Origin of the sequence: Paracoccus benzoatiresistens, assembly GCF_026913015.1 — a bacterium.
Taxonomy (GTDB): Bacteria; Pseudomonadota; Alphaproteobacteria; order Rhodobacterales; family Rhodobacteraceae; genus Paracoccus; species Paracoccus benzoatiresistens.
On sequence record NZ_JAPTYD010000109.1, the window covers coordinates 1 to 5,874 of the forward strand.

The window sequence follows — 5,874 nt, forward strand, 5'->3', positions numbered from 1 at the left end:
CCTGACCGCGAAACCAGCGTCCCTGAGATCAGAGACGTCGCATGAAATCGGCGGACAACTACCTTGATAAACACCGGATTGTGAGAATAGGCACTGATAACCGAGACCATCATGTCCAAGTCGCCCGAGGACAAGTACAAGTAACAGCTGTTCGCAATGTCAGGCTTTTGCAAGGAAACACCTTGGGAGTGTGTTGGTGGCCGGCCTATTGGCCTAAGGGTTGTCCTGAACCCAACACCTTTTCAATTGTTCTTTCTCCCTTCGTCACGTCCTGCATACCAAGGGGAAGCTGGCGTGCACCGATCCACAAACAGACCTGTAGCTTCGAGGGGTACCGGCCCGGGTAGCCATGCAGCTGGGATGCCCGCACATCGCAAAGGATCGCCATGCTGAAGGTTTCTGTCGATGATCGGGCCGTGCAGGAAAGCCCGCGCGATCCGTCGGATCGCCAAGCCTGTGTCGCGATCCCCTGGGCGCTGAACGATACGGCCACGGATGTTCTGGATCATTTCGAACGGACCATGGATCGGGTCTTCGATCACGCGGTTCACGAAGAATGCTGTTACGGTGTTGAGCGACCGCCACCCTGGCCGGCGAATTGCCTCGCCAATTTGTTCCCCACAGATGTCTTGTTGCGTCACGAGAAATGTTCCCGCAGCAAATCCGTTCGGGGGCCGGTATGGGCGTATCAAAAACAGCGTCGCGCTGTTGAAAGTTCACTGGCGGGAAATGTCCGCCAGGTGTTCCATACGCCGGGCGAACTCTCCTTCAAAATCGTGAGCACGGGCGAAGCATAGAGAGCGTTTAGCAGCTGCAGTGACCCTGTCGCGCTGCGCCGCCAGTTGCATTATACACTTCGCCACGGCCTCGGGTTGACCCATGGGCACGACCCATCCGGCATTCGTGTTGGCAGCCATGGGAAGCCACATCTCGTTTGCCGTCCCAACGACGGCAAGGCCGCAGCCCATGGCCTCGAGATAGCTACAGGAAGGATCGCCCTGTCGGTGGCAACTCAGAAAGACGTCCGCATGGCGCCGCATGTGCGGAACCAACCTGCTTTGAAAATCTACGGGATCATGAAGCCGGACCCGATCTTGCAACGCACCCGTGGCTATCTCGGCGGCGATCCTGGGAGCAAGAGTTCCCGCACCGTAGATGTCAAGCGTGAAATCGACGCCGGCGGAAAGCATGGCCCGGGCAGCAGGCATGAGATCCTGCGCCCCCTTTATCGGCTCGAGCCGCCCCGAGGTCATAAGCCGAATTGGCCCACCTGCCATAAACCGTTCCGCACGATTTCTCATTTCATCCTCGGTGGCCATCACATCGCGGCTCATTCGCCCGTCGAAGTAAAAGCAACCCTGAGGATCAAGCGGGCCGTAAGCCTCATATGCAGGATAGCCATTGAACTGCAGCCCGGCAGCTGCCCTAAATGCGCGACGTCGGCGGCGCTCCTCGTTCAGCACCCAGGCAGCCGACTTCATTCGCTGTAACGCACTGCGCTGTGGATCGAGAGCCGCTGTGCGAAGCCGGGTCGGAAGCGTGTATTCGATGGCGTAGACGAGCCGCGCTCCGGTAAGTGCGCAAAGTGGCGCTAGTTCCATCTGATCATGACGGTCACCAGAGGCGAGCACGACATCGGCGCCGGCCAAGTGGCTTGCTCGGATCGGCTCATCCGCGCGGAGCAAATGTACCTCGCCAGGAAAATCGGACTTCGTTACCAGCCGGGAAAAAGGAAGGGGCGCAGTGTCGGTCCGCAGGAGGATGCGGATCGGGCCCTCCCAAACCTCTGCATGCCGTTGCAGGCCAGACAAGAACTTGTCATCGGCCCGGAGCCGGCCTTCTTCGGCGATGACGTGCACCGAAGGTGCCAGAACCAGGACGGGCATTGCTATCATCTCTCAAGACCTGTGCACATTGCCGCACTGAAGGGGGTCAAGCAACCCTTGCTGCACATCCCAGTTTTCTTAAGAATTCCCGAACTCCGTCGGCAGAGCTTGGCGACGCGGAGGACCGCACTTGGTTCCCGCTTCACCTCCTTGGTCTTGAGCTTGCGACTGAACGGTAGCCGGCACTTCCCGCGACCCCCACCTGTAAAACTAACTTCCAGTTCTTTTAAATGAACAAGTTGCCTACAAGAGAATTCTAAGAGGGGGTCATCAAACCGCATGGCGCGGCTTGCCGTGAGAGAGGCACAAGCATGGGAGAAAGCAGTGGCATGAATATCTGTTTGGAGGCTGCAGGATTGGAAAAAGATTGCATCGCGGCATGAAGCGCCGGATCGCCGTCGGAACGCTATTGGCGGCCGCAAGCAGCTTCGGCGTTTCGGCACTCGCTTGGAAACGCTGGCGGGGGCAGCCGGCTGCGATGTCGGCAACAGTACATCCGCCGCTATCCGCGCCGGAGAAGCTTGGCACTATTTACCACCTCGGACACAGTCTCGTCGGGACTGAGATGCCGGCCATGCTGGGGCAGCTTGGTGGTCATGCCTATGCATCGCAACTTGGCTGGGGCACGACCCTGAAGCAGCACTGGAACGACGGCCAGAAGATGCCAGGCTTTGAACTTCACGCGAACGGCATGGCCCGGATCCAGGCGAAGGAGGCCCTGGCCTCACGCCGCTTCGACGTACTGGTCCTCACGGAAATGGTTGAGATCCGTGACGCGATCCGCTGGTACAACAGTTCATACTGGTTGGCGGAATGGGTCAGGTTTGCGCGGCAGGGAAACCCTGCCATTCGTGTCTACCTCTATGAAACATGGCACAACCTCGACGATCCTGATGGTTGGCTCGAGCGGATCGACGCTGACTTGCCAGAGCAGTGGCTGGGCCGCGTCCTTGCACCTTCCGAAGCGCGCAAAGGAACCGGCAAAATCTTCCTGATCCCGGGAGGCCAAGCGATGGCCGCTGTGGCCCGCGCCGCGGAAGGGGGGCGCATTCCTGGCATTTCCTCGCGGGAAGACCTGTTCCGCCGCGACAAAGGCGGAGGCTTGGACACCATCCACATGGGCGATCTGGGGGCCTATGTGGTCGCACTAGCACATTGGACGGTGATCTGGCACCGTAGTCCGGTCGGCTTGCCCCATCAACTGAAGCGCAGCGACGGTACCGACGCTCAGTGGTTCAACGAAGAAGCCGCCTTCCAAGTGCAGGAGATTGTTCGGGATGTCGTTGCGCGGATCCCTTACTCCGGCGTTCCGCCGGACAGGCTGAGGGGCCGCATTGTCTCAACGGACTGAAAGACTCTTTGGGTGCTGATACCAGCGGTATGAACCATCGACTCTGAAGGTGGTTTGCTTTGCGGCCGACCTCTGATTCACTCCACGGCAAGGCGGAGGAGGCTCAGAATGGCAGTGGATATCACACGCACGGACTTTTCGGCATCGGATCTGCTGTCGTGTTGCATCATGTAATTCTGTTACCGGTTGCCTCATTTAGAGCGTATCTCTGGCTTTGAGATTCAGCATTTCCAGCCTGCCAATGATGTGATTCCCTCTGCTAAGGCAGATGGAGATTTCAGATGGGCAAGCCACATCCAGTAGAGCTTCGTAGCCGGGTCATCGGCTACGTGGACGAAGGTCACGGGCACCGTCAGGCGGCTCGGCACTTTCGGGTGTCACCGAAGTTCGTCAATGATCTGGTAAAGCTGCGTCGCGAGACCGGATGTTTGACGCCGAGGCGACAAGGCAATGGCGGCGGACATGGCAAGCTGGTGGACGTGACCGGCTGGCTTGAGGCCCGTGTCGCGGCCAAAAGCGGGATCACGCTTGATGAACTCGTGGCCGAGCTGGCTGAGACGCATGGCATCGACGTCCACCGTGCTACCGTCTGGCGTGTTCTGCGGGGTCTCGGACTGAGTCATAAAAAAAACTCTGCAGGCGCTTGAACAGAAGCGAAAGGACGTGGCTGGCCTGCGTCATGTTTGGATTGCGAGACGCCAGCCCTTCATGGCCAACCACCTGGAACGGCTAGCGTTCGTCGATGAAACCGCGATCAAGACGAACATGGCCAAGACCACCGGCTGGGCACCCTGCGGGCAGCGCCTCGTCGATCATGCGCCGTTCGGGCATTGGTGCACCCAGACCTTCGTTGCCGCCCTGCGCCATGACCGGCTGGATGCGCCTTGGGTGATCAACGGCGCCATGAACGCCGAGATGTTCGATCTCTACACCAAAACCCAGTTGGTCCCGACACTCCGGCCCGGGGATGTGGTCATTCTGGACAATCTCTCCAGCCACAAGAGCTCGGCCGCAGCGACAGCCTTGCGCGATATCGGCGCCTGGTTCCTGTTCCTGCCGCCATACAGCCCCGACCTTAACCCGATCGAGATGGCCTTTTCCAAACTCAAGGCGCTGATCAGAAAAGCCGCCGCCCGCACCTACGATCAGCTTTGGGCTGCGGTCGGCCAGGTCTGCAACCTCTTCTCCGACGAGGAATGCTACAATTACTTCAAAGCCGCCGGCTATGAGGCCGATTAGATGAAACAGGCTCTAGAATGTTACCCGCTTGGGGCCTGAGGCGTCCGCGTGGTGTGCGGTTCCATGTAGGTCGATTGCGCCGATGAGCTGCTGCACGGCCTGTTGTCGCCACGCCCTGACCCGCCTCTGCAATGTAGAGATCTGGTGCAAGGTGTAGCGTCCCGGGTAACGAGCCTGGAATTCGACAAGCAGTTCAAGCGCGGTCTGATCAGGACGCTCCTCGAGGCATTGTGTCATCTCCTCCCAGTCGTGCTCGAAGATACTGGGGCGTCTGCCACGGGGTTTGTCGCTCAGGCGATACGTCTTGGGTCCGACGGCAACGCCGCGCGCCTGAGCTGCCTGACGCCAGGCACTGACGTGCCGGGCGAGGGTCTTGTATTGCTTTCGCGTGAACCGGCCTGGGAACTGCGCGCACAGTTCGTCGAAGAGTTGCGCGGCGCTGATGCTCGGGAACTCCTCCAGCCGGCGACACGCAATAGGCCATGCCATGCGCAGCGCCTGAATTCGCGCTTGGCCAGCTTCCGCGTAGACCGGACGCGGTCCTTCGGGTTTATTCTCTCGCGGTGCCACGGTCGCGATGGGCGCCCCCCGTGTGGACGCGACGGCGGGGCTCCCACCCGGTGCCTGTGTGGTGACTTTTGCAGGCTTCGGAGATAAAGTGGCTTGGCTTCAATGGCGAATGTCGGACGGATCTCGCCAGCGTGCCAGGCACTCGACAGGCTTGCCACAAAGGCAGCGAGATCGGGTGGCTCCGTTGTCGTCGTCGGGGGTGTTTCGCCGTCCGCCAATGCTGCCAGATAAGCCTGCACCGCCGCATCTCCTCCAGAAGCTTCAGCGGATCGTGAGTTCCGGCGATCTCGCTCAATCTGTTCTTGGCGGCACCCGAGACATTCTCCGCTTGCAGGAGACGTTCGCACGGGGTCTGGGCAGGATGATAGCGCTTGGTCACCTTTGCGCCGTCGCGCTGTTTGGAAGCCAGCTTGAACGAGGGCTGGAAGAAGTTCACGAACAGTCGGGAGGCGCCATAAAGGCGCGTGATCGCCATGGCCGCCGCCAAGCCTTCGAAACGACGATAGCCCAGGAGCTTCCGTATGACTGCGCCGTTTTTCTGCTCGATCCACGCTTGATCGTTCTTGCGGTAGGGACGCGAGCGGGTGAGCTCGATGCCGTGGCCAAGGCAATAGTCGATCAGCTTTTCGTTGACGAACTCGCTGCCGTTGTCCACATTCAGGGCCGTCAGCGCGAAGGGCAAGCCCAGGCGGATGCGCTCAAGCGTCTCGACCACGAGCGTGCCTTCCCGGACAATGATGGGCGCAGCCTCGGCGATCTCAACCGGTCGTCGCAACACCAGCATATTGTGTTCTCGTCATGAGCTCGTCCAGCGCCTCTGCGGGCGTC

At 59.9% G+C, this 5,874-nt stretch carries 6 protein-coding genes; 3 read left to right on the forward strand and 3 right to left on the reverse strand.

What is annotated here, in order from left to right; genetic code table 11:
- Positions 1-386 precede the first annotated feature (386 nt).
- The gene (locus OU682_RS23260; protein WP_268944561.1) at positions 387-797 is read left to right on the forward strand and encodes a hypothetical protein; all 411 of its coding nucleotides are present in this window, start codon (positions 387-389) and stop codon (positions 795-797) included.
- Here OU682_RS23260 and OU682_RS23265 read toward each other — a convergent pair.
- Positions 717-1,886, reverse strand: coding sequence for a glycosyltransferase (locus OU682_RS23265; RefSeq protein WP_268944562.1), 1,170 nt, complete (start codon positions 1,884-1,886; stop codon positions 717-719). The genes OU682_RS23260 and OU682_RS23265 overlap by 81 nt on opposite strands.
- A 379-nt stretch (positions 1,887-2,265) precedes the next feature.
- Between OU682_RS23265 and OU682_RS23270 the strand changes: the two genes are divergently transcribed.
- Positions 2,266-3,237 carry a hypothetical protein gene (locus OU682_RS23270; RefSeq protein ID WP_268944563.1) on the forward strand — a complete coding sequence of 324 codons (972 nt, stop codon included), beginning with the start codon at positions 2,266-2,268 and terminating at the stop codon, positions 3,235-3,237.
- Positions 3,238-3,518: 281 nt separating this feature from the next.
- Positions 3,519-4,476 (forward strand): IS630 family transposase gene (locus OU682_RS24465; RefSeq protein WP_371832307.1). Its coding sequence is split into 2 segments (ribosomal slippage): positions 3,519-3,857 and positions 3,859-4,476, totalling 957 coding nucleotides; the frame shifts between segments, so codons are not numbered across the junction.
- A 12-nt stretch (positions 4,477-4,488) separates the two neighbouring features.
- On the opposite strand, the gene OU682_RS23285 is transcribed toward OU682_RS24465, so the two are convergent.
- Together OU682_RS23285 and OU682_RS23290 are read right to left on the reverse strand one after the other, a co-directional pair.
- Positions 4,489-4,965, reverse strand: coding sequence for a hypothetical protein (locus OU682_RS23285; RefSeq protein ID WP_268944566.1), 477 nt, complete (start codon positions 4,963-4,965; stop codon positions 4,489-4,491).
- A 61-nt stretch (positions 4,966-5,026) separates the two neighbouring features.
- Entirely contained in the window at positions 5,027-5,830 is an 804-nt protein-coding gene (locus tag OU682_RS23290; protein ID WP_268944567.1) for a hypothetical protein, read from the reverse strand.
- Between the last annotated feature and the right edge of the window lie 44 nt (positions 5,831-5,874).

Coding starts and splice junctions, on each gene's coding strand:
- OU682_RS23285 (WP_268944566.1), bottom strand. CDS start 4,965: ATGGCATGGCCTATTGCGTGTCGCCGGCTGGAGGAGTTCCCGAGCATC.
- OU682_RS23290 (WP_268944567.1), bottom strand. CDS start 5,830: ATGCTGGTGTTGCGACGACCGGTTGAGATCGCCGAGGCTGCGCCCATC.
- OU682_RS23270 (WP_268944563.1), top strand. CDS start 2,266: ATGAAGCGCCGGATCGCCGTCGGAACGCTATTGGCGGCCGCAAGCAGC.
- OU682_RS23265 (WP_268944562.1), bottom strand. CDS start 1,886: ATGCCCGTCCTGGTTCTGGCACCTTCGGTGCACGTCATCGCCGAAGAA.
- OU682_RS23260 (WP_268944561.1), top strand. CDS start 387: ATGCTGAAGGTTTCTGTCGATGATCGGGCCGTGCAGGAAAGCCCGCGC.